16 protein-coding genes are annotated in these 16,504 nt (G+C 49.5%); 4 read left to right on the forward strand and 12 right to left on the reverse strand.

Going from position 1 to position 16,504, the window contains the following annotated elements; genetic code table 11:
* Positions 1 to 433: 433 nt before the first annotated feature.
* The 4 genes from JUF13_RS06940 to mltG all read right to left on the reverse strand — a co-directional run bounded on the left by JUF13_RS06940 (position 434) and on the right by mltG (position 3,372).
* Positions 434 to 742 carry a HesB/YadR/YfhF family protein gene (locus tag JUF13_RS06940; RefSeq protein WP_125765977.1) on the reverse strand — a complete coding sequence of 103 codons (309 nt, stop codon included), beginning with the start codon at positions 740 to 742 and terminating at the stop codon, positions 434 to 436.
* A 222-nt stretch (positions 743 to 964) separates the two neighbouring features.
* Positions 965 to 1,441, reverse strand: a complete 477-nt coding sequence (gene greA, locus JUF13_RS06945) for a transcription elongation factor GreA (protein WP_203638762.1) — start codon at positions 1,439 to 1,441, stop codon at positions 965 to 967.
* Positions 1,442 to 1,550: 109 nt separating this feature from the next.
* On the reverse strand, positions 1,551 to 2,234 hold the full coding sequence (gene udk, locus JUF13_RS06950; protein WP_373300822.1) for a uridine kinase: 684 nt from the start codon (positions 2,232 to 2,234) through the stop codon (positions 1,551 to 1,553).
* A 4-nt stretch (positions 2,235 to 2,238) separates the two neighbouring features.
* Entirely contained in the window at positions 2,239 to 3,372 is a 1,134-nt protein-coding gene (gene mltG, locus JUF13_RS06955; RefSeq protein WP_225893629.1) for an endolytic transglycosylase MltG, read from the reverse strand.
* Positions 3,373 to 3,950: 578 nt separating this feature from the next.
* Between mltG and JUF13_RS06960 the strand changes: the two genes are divergently transcribed.
* Positions 3,951 to 4,280 (forward strand): hypothetical protein, encoded by a 330-nt coding sequence (locus tag JUF13_RS06960; protein ID WP_203638763.1) that lies wholly within the window; start codon positions 3,951 to 3,953, stop codon positions 4,278 to 4,280.
* Between the two features lie 426 nt (positions 4,281 to 4,706).
* Here the strand turns inward: JUF13_RS06960 and pheT are convergent, their stop codons facing one another.
* The 5 genes from pheT to JUF13_RS06985 form a co-directional block, all read right to left on the reverse strand.
* Entirely contained in the window at positions 4,707 to 7,115 is a 2,409-nt protein-coding gene (gene pheT / locus JUF13_RS06965) for a phenylalanine--tRNA ligase subunit beta (RefSeq protein WP_203638765.1), read from the reverse strand.
* A 9-nt stretch (positions 7,116 to 7,124) separates the two neighbouring features.
* Positions 7,125 to 8,171, reverse strand: coding sequence for a phenylalanine--tRNA ligase subunit alpha (gene pheS / locus JUF13_RS06970; RefSeq protein WP_203638767.1), 1,047 nt, complete (start codon positions 8,169 to 8,171; stop codon positions 7,125 to 7,127).
* Positions 8,172 to 8,516: 345 nt separating this feature from the next.
* On the reverse strand, positions 8,517 to 8,885 hold the full coding sequence (locus JUF13_RS06975; RefSeq protein ID WP_125765983.1) for a winged helix-turn-helix transcriptional regulator: 369 nt from the start codon (positions 8,883 to 8,885) through the stop codon (positions 8,517 to 8,519).
* A 33-nt stretch (positions 8,886 to 8,918) separates the two neighbouring features.
* Positions 8,919 to 9,416, reverse strand: a complete 498-nt coding sequence (locus JUF13_RS06980; protein WP_125765984.1) for an HD domain-containing protein — start codon at positions 9,414 to 9,416, stop codon at positions 8,919 to 8,921.
* A gap of 950 nt (positions 9,417 to 10,366) precedes the next feature.
* Positions 10,367 to 11,137, reverse strand: coding sequence for a TrmH family RNA methyltransferase (locus JUF13_RS06985; protein WP_203638769.1), 771 nt, complete (start codon positions 11,135 to 11,137; stop codon positions 10,367 to 10,369).
* A 178-nt stretch (positions 11,138 to 11,315) separates the two neighbouring features.
* Here JUF13_RS06985 and JUF13_RS06990 point away from each other — a divergent pair, with 178 nt between their 5' ends.
* The 3 genes from JUF13_RS06990 to JUF13_RS07000 all read left to right on the forward strand — a co-directional run bounded on the left by JUF13_RS06990 (position 11,316) and on the right by JUF13_RS07000 (position 13,295).
* Positions 11,316 to 11,588 (forward strand): acylphosphatase, encoded by a 273-nt coding sequence (locus tag JUF13_RS06990; RefSeq protein WP_203638770.1) that lies wholly within the window; start codon positions 11,316 to 11,318, stop codon positions 11,586 to 11,588.
* Between the two features lie 102 nt (positions 11,589 to 11,690).
* Positions 11,691 to 12,608, forward strand: coding sequence for a membrane protein insertase YidC (yidC, locus tag JUF13_RS06995; protein WP_203638771.1), 918 nt, complete (start codon positions 11,691 to 11,693; stop codon positions 12,606 to 12,608).
* A 249-nt stretch (positions 12,609 to 12,857) separates the two neighbouring features.
* A complete protein-coding gene (locus tag JUF13_RS07000; RefSeq protein ID WP_203638772.1) occupies positions 12,858 to 13,295 on the forward strand; it encodes a hypothetical protein in 438 nt (145 codons plus the stop codon).
* 266 nt (positions 13,296 to 13,561) lie between these two features.
* On the opposite strand, the gene JUF13_RS07005 is transcribed toward JUF13_RS07000, so the two are convergent.
* From JUF13_RS07005 to JUF13_RS07015, 3 genes are all read right to left on the reverse strand, one after another.
* Positions 13,562 to 13,966 carry a YxeA family protein gene (locus JUF13_RS07005; RefSeq protein ID WP_203638773.1) on the reverse strand — a complete coding sequence of 135 codons (405 nt, stop codon included), beginning with the start codon at positions 13,964 to 13,966 and terminating at the stop codon, positions 13,562 to 13,564.
* A gap of 167 nt (positions 13,967 to 14,133) precedes the next feature.
* Entirely contained in the window at positions 14,134 to 15,777 is a 1,644-nt protein-coding gene (locus tag JUF13_RS07010) for a HAMP domain-containing sensor histidine kinase (protein WP_203638774.1), read from the reverse strand.
* Positions 15,774 to 16,460 (reverse strand): response regulator transcription factor, encoded by a 687-nt coding sequence (locus tag JUF13_RS07015; RefSeq protein WP_020090053.1) that lies wholly within the window; start codon positions 16,458 to 16,460, stop codon positions 15,774 to 15,776. Before JUF13_RS07015 ends, JUF13_RS07010 begins: the two co-directional genes overlap by 4 nt.
* Between the last annotated feature and the right edge of the window lie 44 nt (positions 16,461 to 16,504).

Here is a 16,504-nt window from a genome sequence, read left to right on the forward strand (position 1 = left end):
CGGTAAACCGCTAAGGCAACTCCCACGGCTGAGCCCATTTTCACCAGTCCTGCGGCTCACACTAGTTTAGCCCCAACGGACTGCTCGATTAATAAGCTCTATGTTGATTCGGTGAAGCACCTCTGACTAGTCGCAGCGAGTAACCGCACCAATTCAATCGACCTACTTAAGCGTCCCTGATTTAGTCCTAGTGACTGAGTTAGGGACGTTTTTTATCTGGCGGAGTTACGCCTGCTCTCCATCATTTACCAGTAGTCCGGATTGCTGCTAACCATCTACAAGCAGAAATTGATTTCCATATACCAATACCCCCGTTCAAGTCCTAGCGACTTAATCGGGGGTATTTTTCTGTCTGCTTACCGGCTCTCACAATTTACCCACAAACGAAAAAATTCGTCTGACCTTAAGTTGGTCAAACGAATTTGTTAGCGACTTACTTATCAAGTTCACCATTGTCGTCGTAGATGTATACGGGGCCATCTGTCTTGGCATCGTAATCGATGGTCAAATCATAACCGACGAAGAACCATTGGTCCCCCTCGGTGATGTAATAGGTCACATCGTCCTTCTTTTCTGCAACAATTGGGTGGCGGGGATGATCATCCGGGGTCATGCCGAGTGAAAAGCCATCGTGAACCGGCGTCTTACCGTAAACTTTACCAAAGAAACGAACGCCACGACCAGTCATTCCCATGTCTTCACGGAACCATTTGCTTGCTGCATCAGTCACATTAATTTTCATTTTGATAGACTCCTCTTTGACAGACTGTGAATCCGTTTTCATACCATTTATACCACGCCAAGCGGGTCCTTGGCAAGTATCGTTTCACTAACTGCATTATACACAATTAAATTGTGGTCTTCAATCTAACTGCTTAAAAGTAAGCAAAAAGGCGTCCCGACCGTGGTCGAGGCACCTTCTAAGTTTCAGGGCTATTTGAAAAAAGCCGCGAAAAGTTTTTTCTTATTCGACTGCTAAAATCTGAACGGTCATGTCGCCACCTGGGGTATCAAAGGTAACTTCTTCCCCATTCCGGTGACCTAACAGACCCTTAGCAATTGGTGAGTCGTTGGAGATTTTCCCAGACATGGGGTCGGCTTCAGCGGCACCCACGATGGTGTATTCTTCGGGTTCTTCATCGGGCAATTCCTTGAAGGTAACCTTCTTACCCACGGTGATTTCATCCTTGTCGCTACCATCGTTGTCGATGATTTGGGCATATTGCAGCATGCGTTCAACGGTGCTGATCCGCGTTTCTAACATACTTTGTTCGTCCTTGGCTGACTCGTATTCAGAGTTTTCTGAAAGGTCCCCGTAAGAACGCGCAATTTTAATCCGGTCAATCACCTTTGGCCGTTGAACCATCTTTAAGTCTTCGAGTTCGGCTTGGAGCTTTTCCTTACCTTCCTCAGTCATTGGATACATTTTATCTTGTGCCACACTGGCCACCCCTTTTAGCAAATTTTAGTCTTGCGGTTCACCCACAAGTTGAAGTTTATTTTGATTGATAGAAAAGGTTAGCCGTTTTTATCAGCTAACCTGTCCTATTCTATATGGTTGTATCTGGATTGTCAAAAACTTGGTCATTGCCACTAGCTTCGAGGATTGCCCGAATCTTCGTGACTAACAGGTCGATAGCGACTTGGTTTTCGCCACCTTCAGGCACAATCAGGTCGGCGTAACGCTTGGTTGGTTCAACGAATTGATGGTAAGTTGGCTTAACCGTTGCCAAGTATTGTTGGATAACTGATTCCAGTGACCGGCCCCGTTCGTTCATATCCCGTTGAATCCGGCGAATGATCCGAATGTCATCGTCCGTGTCAACGAAGACCTTGATGTCCATCAGGTCCCGCAGCCGTTCGTCATCGAGGATTAAAATCCCTTCCAAGATGATAACGTCCCGTGGTTCCTGGTGAATCGTTTCCTTGCTCCGCGTGGACAACGTGTAGTCGTAAACAGGCTTTTCAATGGGTTCGTAGTTCAACAATTGCTTCAATTGTGAAATCAAAAGGTCGGTGTCGAAGGCTAAGGGGTGGTCGTAGTTTACGGCAGCCCGTTCTTCCATCGTCATGTCATCTTGATTGTTGTAGTACGAATCTTGTTGCAAAATCATGATTGAATGCCCAATCAATTGATTGAAAATTGCCCGACTTACGGTCGTTTTGCCACTACCGGAACCCCCGGTAACCCCAATAATAATCGGTCGTTTCTTGTTTGCCAACACTGTCGCCATCCTTTTATTTATTATCGCTTGCTAGTGAACTTGTCTTTTCTTGATGCTGTGCATAAGTCTGGGAGAAGTAAACCTTTCCCGTCTTGGTATTCGCGATGAAGTAGTAGTACCCCTTCTTCTGGTCCTTCGGGTGTAAGACTGCTTTGATCGATGACGTGCTAGGGTTTGCAAATGGCCCTGGCCCGTAACCCGTGTGGATGTACAGGTTATACGGTGACTTCACCTTGAGGTCCTTGTAAGTCAGCGTCGACTTCGTGGTCTTCAAGGCATATTGCACGGAAATGTCAGATTGTAAGGCCATCCCCGCCTTGATACGGTTGAGGAAGACCCCGGCAATCTTATCCCGGTCGGACTGCGTGACCCCTTCGCGTTCAACCAAGGAGGCCAACGTCAGGGTTTCTTGCACCGTCCGTTTTTCCTTCTTGATGGTAGCGTAACTGCCTTGCAGGTTCTGATCCGTCTTCGCAACCATTTCGGTTACCAATTGTTTCAGGGTCATCTTCTTGCCGGCTTGATAGGTTGCGGGAGCTAAATAGCCCTCTAACCGGTACCGCACCTTTTTGGCCGACTTGGCGGAGCTCAGAAGTTGCGGATATTTCGCCGCTAATTCGTTAAAGAACGCTGGGCTCTCCATCAGGCTCATGAATTCTTTCTTGGTGAAATCCGTCTGAATCGGAATCTCAGCCGCAATCTGGTCGACCGTTTCGCCTTCACGAACTAGCACCTTCCCAGACGTACTCTGAATCGGTTCCGCCGAACCACCCTTCTGTAACTGCGTCGCAATTTGCTTCAGGGTCATGGACGGTTTCAACTGATAATACCCAGCCTGGAAATTCGTAAATTTATTCGATTTCACGTAATAGTTAAAGACCATACCGCTTTTAACCACTTTTTTGTCCTGCAGAATCTGCCCAATCTTATTGGACGTTGCCCCCATCGGCACGTGAACCTGAACCACATTGTTATTGCTAGTGTCCATGGGTTTCAACGCCGTCTGGAAGTAATGATATCCAAAGAACCCAATGACGACTGCCAAAAGCACTAGCAGACTTGCCACACCGATCATGATGCGCCGGCCAAACGACCGTTTCTTCCCCGATTCTTGTCGCGACGGGGTAGGATTTGTGCCATTATCCAACTTATTTCCTCCGTTCTATGCCATAGTCTTCTCTATTATACAGAAATTCCGGCCCAGCGGAAACCTGAAAAGCAGATTTTGAAGAAATGTAACAAAGAGTGCGGAGCGAGCCGATTAGGTCCTGAGCATTAACGCCGACTAAGTAATGACCCCGGGCTTGGGTCATTGCTTAGTCGGGGTTAAGCGCAGGGACCTGGCTCGCGTAGCACGTTTCCGAGGCTGTAAGTTTCCGAATCTAAAAGCGAAAAACCTGTCAAACGACCTAAGTCAGTCTAAATCAACGACGTTATCCCCGAACTTGGGATATTTTCTTAGCCGGGTTAAGCGCAGGAGTCTGGCTCGCGTAGCAAGTTTCCGAGGCTGCAAGTTTCCGAATCTAAAAGCGAAAAACCTGTCAAACGACCTAAGTCCGTCTAAACCAATAGCAATACCTCACCCCAGACTAGGAATATTTTCCTAGCCAAATTAAGTCCAGGTGTCCGCTTAGCTTAACAAAATTATCAATGTTGCTGAAGGCCTTTAATTAGGTGTACAATTAACTGTTTAATAAAACGTGCCGGGCGGTGAAACATACATTGATGCGTAAAAAAATGAAACGATTTCTAATAGTTTTATCCACGGCTTTAGCACTTTCGCTTCTTCTTTTCGTGCCATTTACGCCTAAGAATGCTGTACGATTGTGCATACTGGAAAATTTGCACCCGTTTGCGGCTGTACTTGCCTTTCCAAGCAAAATGACAAAAAAGGACAGTACAGGATATTCAGGCAAGCATATAGCAGCCTATTATTCAGTTTTGGTACAAGTTAGCTCAGACATGGGTGGCTTCGACACTTACGTTGTCGGCGTACAAGAGAAGAAGAGTGGGAAAATATTCTATAAGGCTGAATTAGCCTATGATCCTGCTTAGTTTAAGTGTTCTGTCGTTCAGTATATCTAAATTAGGAATAGCCTTGTGAAGCCGAGTTCGGTTTTGCAAGTTTTTTTTTGCTGACGGCCCAAACTAGTGTCAGCCGCAGGGCTGGGAAAACTGGGCCGGTCGTGGAAGTGACCAGAGGCGCGCCAAGGTGACCGGCTGTGTCGATGACCTTGGCTGGGGTATTTTCCCAGCCTAGCCCATGGGACAACCTTTGAGACCGCTCTTTGGCTCAAAGTTGAGGTGGAAGCCCGATTCTCAGGCTGAACCGGCCCCACAGCAGGGCGCCTTGAGCGCGCCGCCGGGAACGGACGCGACCAGGCCCAGTTTTCACCAGCCCGGAGGCGCAATACCACGTTTGACCGCGCAAAAAAACGCGCTAGCCGTCCCGGAGGAAAGCTAACGCGTTTCATTAAATCATTAACGAATTTCAGCGCCTAAGTCGTCTTGCAGCCGCTTCTCAACCTTTTCAAAGGCCTGAGTCACAACATCATCGACTAAGGTTTCATGCTTGTCTTGGAACGTCAACGTGTAAGCCAGGGACTTCTTGCCCTTTGGCACCTTAACGCCATCGTAAACGTCAAACAGCTTGACGGATTGTAAGAACGCCCCGCCCCGCTTTTCGATCAATTCAACGATTTGGTCGTTGGTCACGTCGTTGTCGACCAGCATAGCCACGTCACGCGTGATGGCTGGGTAACGCGAAATCACGTCGTATTGGTTTTCCTGCTTAGGCATGTCAATGATGGCCTGCAGGTTCAATTCAAAGACGTAAGTGGCCCCGATCTTGAACTTCTTGGCAATCGTTGGGTGAATCTGCCCCATGAACCCGATCCGGTGACCGTGAACTAAAATGTCCGCCGTCCGGCCTGGGTGCATTTCTGGCATATCCGTGTTGGCCACGTAAGTTACGTCGCCGTTCACAGCCATATCCTTGAGGTAGGCTGCGACGATTCCCTTAACTTGGTAGAAGTCAACGGGTTGGGCAGGGGCATCCCAAGCGGTTGGCAACAGCGTCCCGGTGATGGCACCGGCGATGTGTTCCTGTTCGCTAGGACGATCCGTCCCGTCCTCACGGTAGAAGACCCGTCCTTGTTCGTACAAGGCGACATCCTTCACCTTCCGGGCGCTGTTGTAGGCGATATCGTCTAACAGACCCGTGATGACGTTCATCCGCAACACGGCATGATCCACGCTCATTGGCCAAGCCAACTTGGTGACCTCGCTTGGTTGCATCAGGAACATCTTGGCCTTGTCTTCCGTCGTCAACGCGTACGAAATAGCTTGGTTCAACCCTAAGCCCTCTAAGGAGTGCCGGGTTGCCCGCATCAATTTCTGCGACGTTGTCAGTTCGCCCATGGTCATGCGACCGGTTGGCAACGTGGCTGGCAATTCATCGTAGCCGTAAATCCGCGCGATTTCTTCCAGCAAGTCGGCTGGGATGTGAATATCGTTGCGACGAACGGGTACCGTGACCGTCAGCTTTTCACCGTCGGCAGTCACGTCACAACCCAACGTTTCCAAAATGTGGGTAACCTTGGCTTGATCCAAGTCGGTTCCCAACACAGCGTTCACGCGGCTCATGGTAATGTCGATCACGGCTGGTGCGGGAACGTTGTCAGCAGCAACGACCGTCCCGGTTTGGACAGTCCCACCGGCTAATTCGTCCATCATCTGAGCAGCGGCGTCTAAGGCATCCTGCAAACCAGTCCGGTTCACACCACGTTCGAACCGTTGGGAAGCATCCGTGTGTAAGTTATGCCGTTGCGCAGCCTTTCGGATGTGGTCGTGTTCAAACACAGCGGCTTCGATGGCAACCGTGGTGGTGCCGTCAGCGATGGCCGTGTCCAGGCCACCCATGACACCGGCTAAGGCGATTGGGGCTTTGTCGTCAGCAATCACAATGTCGTTGACGTCTAAGTCGTGTTCGCCCTCGTCCAAGGTCGTCAGCTTTTCGCCGGCCTTAGCGTTCCGGACGTAAACGTCTTCACCCGCAAATTTATCGTAGTCGAAGGCATGTAAGGGTTGACCATATTTCAACATGATGTAGTTGGTGATGTCCACCACGTTGTTGATTGGCCGGTAGCCGGCGTTCCAGAGGCGAATTTGCAGCCACATGGGACTTGGGGCTAATTTAACCTGCTTGACCAACCGCATCTTGTATTGGGGAGCCAAGGACTCGTCCACGTGAATGCTTAATTGATCCGCAATCGGTTCACCAGCTTCTTTAACGGCTGGTTGGTCGAACTTAACGGGCAGGTCGTAGATGGCTGACAGGTCATGTAACGTCCCGTACAGACTCAACATGTCCCCCCGGTTAGGCGTCACGTCCAAGTCAATCAGACTGTCGTTCATCCCCAGGTAATCGTAAACGTCGTCGCCAGGCTTGGCATCGGCCGGCAGCACGTAAATGCCATCCGCGTATTCCTTAGGCACAACGGCTTCGGAGAAACCAATTTCTTGTAAGGAGCAGATCATCCCGGCAGAAGGAACGCCGCGCATCTTAGACTTCTTGATCTTAACGTTGTTGGCAATGCGTGAACCAGGCAGGGCCACGATGACCATCTGCCCTTCGGCAATGTTGGGTGCGCCACACACGATTTGTAAGGGGGCGTCTTCACCGACGTCCACTTGGCAAATGTGTAAGTGATCGGAGTCCGGGTGAGCTTCAATGCTCAGGACGTGGCCGACAACGATCTTCTTCAAACCGTCGCTAGGCTTAACAACGTCGTCCACTTCAACGGACGTCCGTTCAATTTTTTCCGCCAAGTCAGCGGGCTTAACGTTTAAATCCAGGTATTCTTTAATCCAGTTGTATGAAATCTTCATGGTTGGCGGTTATCCTTTCTTCGTGAATTGGTTGAGGAAGCGAACATCATTTAGGTAGAAGTTCCGGATGTCATCCACCCCGTACTTCAACATGGCGAACCGGTCAGGACCGACCCCAAAGGCAAACCCACCGTAAACATCGGCGTCAACGCCAGCCATCTTCAAGACGTTCGGGTGCACCATACCGGCACCTAAGACTTCGATCCAGCCCGTATTCTTGCAGACCTTGCAGCCCTTACCGCCACAGTTGAAACAGGTAATGTCGGCTTCAACGGAAGGTTCCGTGAATGGGAAGTAGCTTGGTCGTAACCGCACATCAAATTTGTCACCAAATAATTCGTGGGCCAGAACTTGTAACGTCCCCTTTAAGTCAGCCATGGTAATGTGTTTGTCGATCACCAAGCCTTCCACCTGATGGAATTGGTGGGAGTGAGTGGGGTCATCGGTATCGCGCCGGTAGACCACCCCTGGGGAGATCATCTTCAACGGGCCCTTGCTGAAGTCATGCGTTTCCAGCGTCCGGGCTTGCATCGGGGAGGTCTGCGTCCGCATCAAGATTTCCTTCGTGATGTAGAAGGTGTCTTGCATGTCACGGGCTGGGTGATTCTTTGGCAAGTTCATCATTTCAAAGTTGTACTTGTCTTCTTCGACTTCGGGACCGCTCAGGACTTGGTAACCCATGCCCAAGAAGAGGTCTTCGATTTGGTCGATGATTTGTTGGATCACGTGGGGTTCACCCTTGGCAACCGGTGTCCCTGGTAAGGTCACGTCGATGGCTTCGTTCGCCAATTTGGCATTCAAAACCGCGTTTTCCAGTTCTTCACGCCGCTTGGCTAAAGCCGCCGTCAAGTCATCGCGGATTTCATTGGCAAATGCCCCAACCTTAGGCCGTTCTTCGGCATCTAAGTCGCGCATCCCCCGTAAAACCTCGGTGATGGGGCCTTTTTTACCCAGTAACGATACCCGGACCTGGTTCACGTCTTTCAGATCGCCAGACTTTTTAATTTCCGCGAGACCGCGTTCGTGCAGTTCGTTTAATTTATCCTTTAACGACATACGTCATCCTCCATTTTCTTTGGTCAAAGCGCCACAATTCTTGGGCAAACAAAAAAGCCCCGCCCCCATAACTAGGGACGAAGCTTCGCGGTACCACCCTGATTCAGCTAAAAGTTTAGACTCTTAGCCACACTCAGAAGTGATAACGGTCATTCGCCGGAAAATCATTCATCGTGTCGCCACGAATCCCGATTACAACTCAAGAACTGAATTCACCCAGTAATTTGAAGTTTGCTTCCAATCTAGGCAAACTCTTCCTGACAAATTGCACCGGCTACTGCTTTTCTATCATCGTTTTTAATTATTACGCTATCTTAGCCTAGCGGATTTTGTCGCAACTGTCAACTACTTCTGGTCGGCTTCCGTTGGACAATACCACTTGTCAGACCACGCGTGGACCGCGGCCATAATGTCTTTGAACTCTTCGCCCTTGTCCGTCAATTCATATTCGATTAACGCATTGTCGGGGAATGTGCGACGAACAATGACGCCGTTATACTCTAATTCCTTCAAACGTTCAACCAGAACCCGATCACTACAACGGGGAATGTTGCGGGCTAAGTCACGGAAGCGTTGCGGTCCCTCTTGAAGGAGGACATCAATAATTAATCCGTTCCACTTCTTGCCTAAAAAAGAAAAGGTCTGTTCAAATCGCGGGCAAAGCTCAAAGTCTACCGTTGGTTCGTCTTGGGCCTTTGATGACATCATTTGCATCCTTATCCTGCCTCCCATCCATGTTTCCTGAAGCTAGGCGTTAGGCGTTACTTTGTTCATTAAGGCTTCCACTCGCTTACGGGCTGGTCCACAGAATTCGTAAACCGCTTCGTAATCATCTACTAGGGAAACAATCGCACTTTCCCGGTATTTTGGCATAGCGAGCGTTGCGCCCCACATGTGCTTCAAGATAATATCCTTTTCCATGGGGCTCAGGTCCGTTAATTTTTCAGCGTTCCGCAAAGCAACTCGTGGATGGATAAACGCGTGCGACCCTAAATTGAACTTCGTCGTGCGCCAATCATAATAAAATAAATCATGTAACAAACCACCCCGTGCGGTGGCCCGGGTGTTTAAGCCAAGTTTCTTTGCAATCAGGTAACTGTTATACGACACTGAAATACAGTGGGACAAGCGGTCAGAGTGATGGTGTTGCGTGTAATTCGCCAGGCGTTGAACCGGCTCCTTTGCCAACAGATCAGAAACTAAAGCCAGGTACTCGGGGTCATCACGCCAAGTCAGTTTGGTCATAGAATGCTTCCTTTTCATTTAAAATTATGATTTTCAGTCTTCTTAACCCTATATCTTACTTACTTTTCACCAAATTGCAACCATCTTGCTTGGATTTCGCCCGGGTTAAGCCTTTCTTTACCTTTATCCCCTTGTGTCAGGCCTGTAAAATTGGGTGCTGAAATTCCGTTCCCGGCGGCAGATTCAAGACGCCCAGCTGTGGGGAACGGTTCCAGCCGAAGGGCGGGCTTCCACCTCGCCTTTGAGCCTGAGAGGCGGTCTCAAAGGGCGTCCCGTGCTCTAAACTGGGAAAACCACTCAGTTAAGACCACCAACACAGCAGGTCATCTTGATCTGCCTCTGGTCACTCACATTGGCCACGCCATTTTTACAGTTCTGGCGATGGTGTTCGGTGTTATCAATTGATTTAGATGTATCATTTTAAAATGTTTAAGCGGGTCAAAATAAGGCACTACCATTCAATTTAATATGCATTACTCAGGCACGACAATAGTGTATAGAAAACGAGGAGCCAGTATCATGTAGCTGGGAAAAGCTCAGCCAGACGTAAAAGTGCCCAGAGACGAACACTGGTACGGGAAACGTGACTGGCACTACAACTCATTCGCTAGAAAATCCTACTGACACGTCCACCAACAATCACAGGTTGAACGCGTGTCAGCCGCAGGGCTGGTAAAAACTGGACCAGCAAGGTCAGTGTCAGTGACCAGAGGCGGATCAAAGTGACCGGCTGTGTCGGTGGCCTTGGCTGAGGTACTTTCTCAGCCTAGCCCACGGGACAACCTTTGAGACCGCTTTTTGGCTCAAAGTTGAGGTGGAAGCCCGCCTCTCAGGCTGGAACCGACCCCATAGCCGGGCACTTTGAATCCGCCGTCGGAAACGAACCATAACGCGTACCAGGCCCATTTTTCACCAGCCCGGAGGCGATGACAACGACAAAGTTCAACCCCTTATTGGACCAGGCGGAACATGACGACGCCGGCCGCCACCGCCACGTTCAACGATTCTGCCTGCCCCTTAATCGGAATGTACAGGTTCCGCGTCGTCATTTGCTGAAGGTCGGGCGCCATGCCGTTCCCCTCGTTACCCATGACAATGGCCCCAGCAGTCAGCTGTGGCACGTCCCGGTAGCTCTTGGCATCCCGGTCCAGGTTGGTCCCGTAGACGGGCAGGTGCCGGCCGGTAAAGGTGCTGATCCAGTCGTGCAGGTCGGCTTCGACCAATTGAATGTGGAATTGACTTCCCTGCATGGACCGGAGCACCTTAGGTAAGAACCGACTGGCGGTCCCTTTCCCAAAGACCACCCCGGTCAGGCCGGCAGCGTCTGCCGTGCGGACCATCGTCCCAATGTTCCCCGGATCCTGAACGTAATCCAGGAATAACCAAACGCCCTCAGCCGTGCTGGGGTCGCCCACCGTATCCTTGGGGAGCGGCACCGTCGCGAAAATTCCCTGCGGCGTGCCCGTGTCCCCAATCGTTTGGGCGATGCTGTCGGTCAGTTCATAGGTGGCCACGTTGGCTGGTAGTTCTGCCGCATGCTCGGCCAATTGGTCGGCCGTCCCCATGATGGCAGTCAGTTCATGTTTGGCCTTGATGGCTTCCTGAACCAAATGCCAACTTTCTAATAGGTAAGATTGCGTGGCTTTACGACCCTTTTTGGTGTTTAAGGCCCGCCACTGCTTGACCTTTTTGTTCTGTCCCGACGTAATTTTTTCAGTCAACTTGATTACTCCTATTCTTTGATCACATGTTTACCGCTAATCCACCTGACCACTCACTATTTGTGATGAGCCAGCGGACCCACGTCCGGTATGCGTTCTTTTTCCTAATTTTACCATACCACTGGGCAGGTCCGACCACACGCGGTATGATTAACCCAAAAATTAAAGGAGGCTTTCGATGATTACCCAAGAACTCTTAGTTAGCGGTCGCGTCCAGGGCGTGGGCTTTCGCTACTCGGCCAGCAAACTTGCCCAGCACCTCGGCGTGACCGGGACCGTGCAGAACCTCCCCAACGGCCAAGTGGCCATCGTGGCGAGTGCGGACGCCGATGTGCTAGCGGACTTTGCCCAGCAATTGCGCACCAACCTCTCTCCCTGGATTCGAGTCAGTCAGCTCAAGATTACCGACCGCGCGCCCAAACATTTTACGGCGTTTCGGATTATTATTTGAAAATGCCCGCTAAATCAAGTAAGATGTTTGATGTTAACGGCATTTTGCCGCTGGGGGCGTCCGCGCTCTACATGTTTATTTAAAAGGGGTTCAAAACATAAAATGAAAATCTCCAAGAAAGTCTCTGTCACCACCGCTCTAGCTGCGATGGCACTAGTGCTTAGTGGGTGTGTGCAGACGAAAAACGGGAAGCCATACGGCCTCGTTTACGATTACCTAGCCATTCCTGGGCAACACGTCATGAATTGGTTAGCCAACTTCTTCGGCGGTAGCTACGGTTGGGCGATTATTATTCTGACCGTGATTGTGCGAATGGTTCTGTTACCAGTCATGGTGAAGCAAATGCGCGGCGCCACGGTTCAACAGGAAAAGATCTCCATGATTCGGCCACAAATGACCGCCTTGCAAAAGCAACAAAAGGCTGCCAAAACGCCAGAAGAACAACAGGCTGCCAGTCAAGCTATGATGGCCCTCTACCGGAACAATGGGATCAGTATGACCGGTGGAATCGGGTGTTTGCCACTGTTGATTCAAATGCCCGTCTTCGCTGCCCTGTACGCGGCCATTCGGTATTCACCAGAATTACAGAGTGCTGTCTTCTTGAACATTCCCTTGGGGAAGGCTAGCTGGATCTTAGCCTTGCTGTCCTTCCTTTCCTACCTGTTGCAAGGGTACCTGTCCTTGCTGGGGATGCCGGAAGAACAGAAGAAGCAGATGCGCTTCACCCTGCTGCTGTCACCCGTCATGATTTTATTCTTCACGATGAGTTCCCCAGCCGGATTAGGCCTGTACTTCTTCGTCGGTGGGTTGTTCGCCTGCCTGCAAACGCTGATCATCAACTTCTACCGGCCACGGATTCGTAAAGAAATCCAAGCCAAAATGAAGGATCGGCCAGCCCCCGTTGTTGAACCGGTCGTCGCAAAACCTGTGACCCCGGCTGCTAAACAAGCAACGGCTAAAAAAGCCAGCCAAAAGAACCGGAATCGTAATGCTGGTAAGCAACAACATCATCAAAAATAGATTTTAAACCGCCAGTAATTAAATAAAGATGCTAGAAATCACAAAATGATTTCTAGCATCTTTTTGTTGCATCCCGATACATTCATTCTGCATAAAACACCAAGTTACACATAGCCTAAATGTCCCGCATTGATCACCTATATTGACTGAGGTAATGTGGCTCCCTATTTACTTTATTTCTAGCAAAATCTACAATTAACTTTGTCAGCTAGCATAAAACCACAATTCCAGAGGAGACTTATATATCTTATGAAATCAAAATTACTCGTTTCAACCGTAGCTGTTGCAGCTGGACTAGCTATTGGTGGTGTGACCGTGCCTGCCGTTAATGCACAAGCCAAGACTTACAAAGCAACGCCCAAAAAGTTGCGCGGTAACTGGCATCGTAAAATCGGCAACCAAAAATTCAAGCTCAAAATTACTAAACATACCTTGCGTGAGCGCGTATATAATGAGTCAAGACGATTATCTACAGTTAAGCTAAGTACGAAAAAAATCATTAACGGCCAGCGACAGTTCTACATTGGAAAGAGTGCAATGCATAAAGGTTATTGGAATATCGGACTTAACGGTTCCGACCAATCATGGCTCTTAAAACCCGTCAAGCATCACAGTAAAAAGGCCCTACGGTATCTTTTGCCATCATACGGTCAATCGACTCCCAAAGTTGTTTATTACTACAAATAGGCTGATTTGATAAATAAAAGCTAGGAAGAAAATTCTCACACAAAATGAGGACTTTCTTCCTAGCTTTTATAAAATTGTATTAATTGCCGGCCCTTCTTAATGCCAATTTGCTTGTTATACTCAAAAAGCTTAAAAATAGCATTTATAAGCATAACTTCATTCTGTTTTTTAATTAATCAGCGACAATTCCATCAAGCAACTGCCAATCTACGAATGCTTTTATTCTCACTTGCTAGTAACAAAAAGGGTTATTTAAGCATCTCCATTTAACTCATCATCAGTTCCTGCCGAATACCGCTAGGCACCGTTGCCCGGTCAACTTTGCCCCAAGATTCCACGTTTTGTCCCTTGGTACTGATCTTCAAAAATTTGTTGGGCTTCAACTTCCACTGAGAATCAAAAGCTAATGTCCGTGACTGCCCCTGGGCATTGTAAGTTACCAAGTGGTAAGTGTACTCGTCCTCACCACCCCCACCGATAAAGTGCCGAATGGGCTTAGCGTTGGTTGAAGCGTACACGTCTTCAATCTTAACCAACGGATTCACATTGTCCGCCGCCATGGCCAGTTCGGAATGCTTATTCTTGGTCAAGTTTGGCAACAGAAAGGCCCCCACACCTAAGAGCACGATAATGCTGGCAACGAACACAAAAAGCTTACTGATAAATTTCATTTTAAAATCCCCCTATATTGGTTAATTACTCAAGTAACTAACTAGTTACCATAGCATAACTGAACCCGCGAGACCTGTCAATCACAATTTTGATGTTTCCAGCTAATTGTATTCAGCAAAAAGGACACCCTCAGCATTCTCAACTGAAGGTGTCCTTTTAATAAGCCTTATTTTTCATCTGATGAATCCGGTGTGTCTGACTTATCGGCCTGACTATCGTCAACCAATAGCGCTGACTTGATCCCCGGAATCTCATCGTTGGCTGCCTGAACCCGTTCCTTCTTGTCGGTCAGGATTTGTGCATCCTCGTCCGATAAGATTGGCAGGGAGACCCGGAAGACCGAACCCTGGCCCAAGGCACTCTCAATGGTAATCTTCCCGTGGTACGCCTCAATCAGGCGCTTGGCAATGGCTAAACCTAATCCATTGCCCCCCTTAGTCCGCGAACGGGCCTTGTCGACACGATAGAAGCGGTTAAAGACGCGGTCACGGTTCTCCTGGGAGATTCCCTCACCAAAGTCTTGGACGGCCACCTCGAGGTTCCTAGTGTCACTCTCGTAGCTCATATGAACTTCCTTGCGCTTCTGCGAGTACTTCACGGCATTGTCCATCAGAATGATCAGGATCTGTTCCAAATGATTCCGATAGATTTGCGCTTGCACTGGCCGATGCACATCGTTATCCAAAATAAACACGTAATCCGGATGGATCATTTTAAAGTTGTCGAAAACTTGTTCAACAACTTCACTGACGTCCGAGACTTCATTGGGGTAATTGACCTCAATCTGTTCGGCCCGTTGCAGATCCAACATTTCTTGGACCAGGCTCTTCATCCGTTTCGTTTCCTGCAGGGACGCCTTGATGGACTCGTTCAAGACCTCCGGATCATCCTTGCCCCACCGGTCCAACATCTCCATATGACCCTGAATGATGGCCACGGGTGTCCGCAATTCATGGGAAACATCTTCCACGAACTGCTGTTGCTGATCCATGTAGCGCTGGGTGGTGTCGAGCATGTCGTTAAACAAATTGCCCAAGTCACTCAGCTCATCTTGGTGGTGCATCTCTGGGACCCGCCGATCGGTCTGGGGATCCTCACGCATGGCATGAATGGTCTCCCGAATTTCTTCGACCGGTCGCAACAGGAAGGTCGCTAGGCTGTAGCTCAGAACGGCAGCGGCTAAGACCGCCATCATCCCCAGCACCACTTCGACCTGTAGCAACTTGACCTGGGTGGCGCGATAGTCCCGTAAATTATCGGTGACCTGCACGTACCCCAGAATCTTGTTGCCCTGCTTTGCACGGATTGGTGCCGAGCCAACCAAATTCTTATGACCGCTGATGACCCGTGTCGCAATCCGTTCCTTATTGCTCTTCGCAAATTTAATCGGACTGTTCCGCGTGGCAAACAGTGGCTGGCCCTGATAATCATAGACCGTCACCGTTTGGCTATCGCGGGCAAGACTCGTGATTACCGCATTGTTATAGGCACCAGCCGGCTTCTTGGCCTCAGACATCACGGTCCGTGGCCGCAACAACTGGTTGACCTGGTTACCCGTCAACGGCTGTTTCTGGTTATTCAACTTCTCAACCACAACGTTCAACGTATCTGACACGTGGGTCTTTTCCTGGCGCATCAGAACCGTCATAAAACTATTAAAGATTAGGAGAACAATCACCGCAAAGATGACCAGTACCCCAAAAGCCGTGGTTAACGCCCACTCCCACTTCAGGGAGAAACGAAAACCCGGCTTCTTCGGTTGGGCATCGGCTTGATCGGTAGTCGTCTCCGTTAGTTCTGGCGATTTCACGAACGCATCACGTACCCTGTCCCCCGGACCGTCTGGATGTAACTCTTCTGGCCGGCGACATCAATTTTATTCCGCAGGTAACGCACGTAAACGTCCACCACGTTGGTTTCGACTTCGGACTCGTAACCCCAAACCTTGGTTAACAGGACATCCCGGGCCAAAACGACGTTGATGTTTTCCATTAAGGCTAACAACAATTCGTATTCCCGCTTGGTCAGGTTGATCACCTCATCGCCACGACGCACGATGCGGTTTTCCTTTTCAATCGTTAGGTCTTTGAACTTAACGGTCGTTTGCTTGGTGTTCTTCTGCTCGCCTTCCAGGTGAATCCGCCGTAACAGCGCCCGCACCCGTGCGAGTAATTCTTCAATGGCAAATGGCTTCACGATGTAGTCGTCGGCCCCATGGTCTAACCCGGAAACTCGGTCGATCACGGAATCACGCGCCGTCATCATGATGATTGGCGTGCTCTTCACTTCGCGTACCCGGCGGGCAACTTCGATCCCGTTCAATTCAGGCAGCATGAGGTCCAGCAAAATGACATCGAAGTCCTGTGACAGTGCAGCTTCTAATCCAGTCCGACCATTGAATTGCACGTTGGTTTCGTAACCTTCATGCTTTAATTCCAATTCAACAAAGCGGGCAAGATTTTTTTCATCTTCAATAATTAAAATTCGACTCATTGCGCTCTAACTCCTCTGGCTATTTCACGGCAACCGCTGCAATC

Source organism: Levilactobacillus wangkuiensis (assembly GCF_016861605.1).
Taxonomy (GTDB): domain Bacteria; phylum Bacillota; class Bacilli; order Lactobacillales; family Lactobacillaceae; genus Levilactobacillus; species Levilactobacillus wangkuiensis.

What these genes read in the sequence shown, in the direction of transcription:
- pheT (WP_203638765.1), bottom strand. Translation starts at nt 7,115, where the DNA reads ATGAAGATTTCATACAACTGGATTAAAGAATACCTGGATTTAAACGTT.
- udk (WP_373300822.1), bottom strand. Translation starts at nt 2,234, where the DNA reads ATGGCGACAGTGTTGGCAAACAAGAAACGACCGATTATTATTGGGGTT.
- JUF13_RS06990 (WP_203638770.1), top strand. Translation starts at nt 11,316, where the DNA reads ATGATTACCCAAGAACTCTTAGTTAGCGGTCGCGTCCAGGGCGTGGGC.
- pheS (WP_203638767.1), bottom strand. Translation starts at nt 8,171, where the DNA reads ATGTCGTTAAAGGATAAATTAAACGAACTGCACGAACGCGGTCTCGCG.
- JUF13_RS06960 (WP_203638763.1), top strand. Translation starts at nt 3,951, where the DNA reads ATGCGTAAAAAAATGAAACGATTTCTAATAGTTTTATCCACGGCTTTA.
- JUF13_RS07005 (WP_203638773.1), bottom strand. Translation starts at nt 13,966, where the DNA reads ATGAAATTTATCAGTAAGCTTTTTGTGTTCGTTGCCAGCATTATCGTG.
- JUF13_RS07015 (WP_020090053.1), bottom strand. Translation starts at nt 16,460, where the DNA reads ATGAGTCGAATTTTAATTATTGAAGATGAAAAAAATCTTGCCCGCTTT.
- JUF13_RS06980 (WP_125765984.1), bottom strand. Translation starts at nt 9,416, where the DNA reads ATGACCAAACTGACTTGGCGTGATGACCCCGAGTACCTGGCTTTAGTT.
- JUF13_RS06940 (WP_125765977.1), bottom strand. Translation starts at nt 742, where the DNA reads ATGAAAATTAATGTGACTGATGCAGCAAGCAAATGGTTCCGTGAAGAC.
- yidC (WP_203638771.1), top strand. Translation starts at nt 11,691, where the DNA reads ATGAAAATCTCCAAGAAAGTCTCTGTCACCACCGCTCTAGCTGCGATG.
- JUF13_RS06975 (WP_125765983.1), bottom strand. Translation starts at nt 8,885, where the DNA reads ATGCAAATGATGTCATCAAAGGCCCAAGACGAACCAACGGTAGACTTT.
- JUF13_RS07000 (WP_203638772.1), top strand. Translation starts at nt 12,858, where the DNA reads ATGAAATCAAAATTACTCGTTTCAACCGTAGCTGTTGCAGCTGGACTA.